The organism is Limimaricola cinnabarinus, from assembly GCF_002723615.1.
In the GTDB taxonomy this organism is placed as follows: Bacteria; Pseudomonadota; Alphaproteobacteria; order Rhodobacterales; family Rhodobacteraceae; genus Limimaricola; species Limimaricola cinnabarinus_B.
The window spans coordinates 5,467-7,061 of record NZ_KZ304970.1 but is presented as its reverse complement, the minus strand read 5'-3'; the positions used below and the strand labels follow the sequence as shown (position 1 = coordinate 7,061).

Sequence of the window (1,595 nt, the reverse complement as noted above, 5' to 3'; positions counted from 1 at the left end):
TTGCTTCATATCAGCGGTTGCTGATACCTTATTCCTTCCAAGCATTGATGGCAGGCTATGAGTTCGAAGGATAACCAAGAACAGCGGCGCCGGAGCGGACGGCCGCTCATGATTTTGCCTATTCTTCTGTTTGGGTTGCTGGGCGTAGTCTTCTACTGGGGCCTCTGGAACAACGACGACCGGTTGCCCTCGACGCTGATCGGAAGACCAATCCCGGAATTCGCGCTCCCGCCCATCGAAGGGCGGCAGGACGGCCTAGCCTCGGCGAACCTGCTAGACCAGGTTTCTCTCGTCAACGTCTGGGCGTCGTGGTGCGTCCCCTGCCGCACGGAGAACCCGCTTCTCGTCGATCTTGCCGAAGCGGGCACCGTTCCGATCTACGGTATCAACTACAAGGACAATGCCGAGGAGGCGCTGGGTTTCCTCGAAGAGCTCGGCGATCCCTTCACCCGCATCGGCGCGGACCGATCAGGCCGCGTTGCGATAGACTGGGGCGTCTATGGAGTGCCGGAAACATACATAATCGACGCCGAGGGGCGCATTGCATACAAGCATGTCGGCCCCTTTGATCAGGCCTCGCTTGAGGAGGACATTCTGCCGGTCGTGCGCCGGTTGCAGGCTGAGAGCGACCCGTGAGGCGACGTGACGTCCTTGCCGGAGTCTTGGCGCTTGCGGCAAGCCCTGCCTCCGCCCGACCACCGATCCCTAATCACGGGACTCCGCGTGATCTCCTGTCGCCGCCTTTCGTGGATGGAGATGGACGGAATCTGACGCTGGCGGACTTCGAGGGACGTGTCGTGCTTCTGAACATTTGGGCGACTTGGTGCCCGCCTTGTCGCGAGGAGATGCCGACGCTCGACGCGCTGCAAGCGCGCCTCGGCGGATCGGATTTTCATGTTCTGCCGCTGTCGATCGATCGGGCCGGTCTCGAACCTGTGCGCCGCTTCTACCGAGAGACCGGCATTCGCAACCTCGATCTCTATATCGCGGAGGATACGCGCGCGATGCTGGCCTTGGCCGTGGTGGGTCTGCCGACAACGATTCTGATCGACCGCATTGGGCGCGAGCGCGGGCGCCTCGCAGGCCCGGCCGAATGGAACAGCCCCGAAGCCGTTGCGCAGATAAGCGCTCTTATTGACGAACGTAAGCAATAGGACATGGAAAAGCACGACGACCGCGCCAGCCGTTCCGCTCCGTGCGCACACGTGGTGGCGGTCTACCGATCAGTTTGGAGATGTGGATTTGATTGAACTTTCCGCTCTTGGACTAATGGCGGCATTGCTGGCCGGTGCCGTTTCCTTTCTGTCGCCCTGCGTGCTGCCGCTCGTGCCCGGCTACGTATCCTACGTTGCCGGACGTACGGTCACCGGCAGTGCAGCGCCTTCGAAGGGGCGGGCCGTCTGGCTCAGCTTCTGTTTCGTCCTTGGCTTCTCCACGATATTTATCGCGCTTGGGGCCTCTGCCACCGCGCTCGGTCAGGCGCTGCTGCAGTGGCGCTACGAACTCAACCTCGTCGGCGGCGCGATCGTGATCCTGTTCGGTCTGTTCATGATCGGGGCAGCGCGCCTGTCGGCCATGGAGCGCGACCTGCGTTT

General features: G+C 61.9%; 3 protein-coding genes. All 3 read left to right on the top strand.

Annotated features, from left to right (window positions below):
* The first annotated feature begins 57 nt into the window (after positions 1–57).
* Positions 58–636, top strand: a complete 579-nt coding sequence (locus CJ301_RS14955; RefSeq protein ID WP_236737094.1) for a DsbE family thiol:disulfide interchange protein — start codon at positions 58–60, stop codon at positions 634–636.
* On the top strand, positions 633–1,154 hold the full coding sequence (locus CJ301_RS14950) for a TlpA family protein disulfide reductase (RefSeq protein ID WP_035746432.1): 522 nt from the start codon (positions 633–635) through the stop codon (positions 1,152–1,154). Before CJ301_RS14955 ends, CJ301_RS14950 begins: the two co-directional genes overlap by 4 nt.
* 115 nt (positions 1,155–1,269) lie before the next feature.
* Positions 1,270–1,595: cytochrome c biogenesis CcdA family protein (locus CJ301_RS14945; RefSeq protein ID WP_437438424.1), on the top strand; the 326-nt coding region annotated here is incomplete at its 3' end.